Below are 264 nucleotides of genomic sequence, written 5' to 3' on the forward strand. Positions count from 1 at the left end.
TTAAGTTTACCCCTATTGCAGTAGGATTAGATGCAGGTTACTTCACTGCACCGCTATGCCACTTAATCCGTGAGCGGCAAATCGCGCCGGTTATCGCCTACCGCCGCCCAAATGGTACGGCTAACCCTATCAAGAAGAAACACTTTAGCTACGACAGTAATACCGACACTTATCGTTGCCCTCAAGGTGAAATCCTCAGCTACAGCACCACAGACCGTAATGGTTACCGCCACTACAACTCTGACCCGAAAAAATGCAAAGACT

General features: G+C 48.5%; 1 pseudogene. It reads left to right on the top strand.

Annotated features, from left to right (window positions below):
* Window positions 1-264, top strand: a pseudogene (locus RMT89_RS43590) (IS5/IS1182 family transposase); the annotation flags it as partial.

The organism is Streptomyces sp. P17 (assembly GCF_032436805.1).
In the GTDB taxonomy this organism is placed as follows: domain Bacteria; phylum Actinomycetota; class Actinomycetes; order Streptomycetales; family Streptomycetaceae; genus Streptomyces.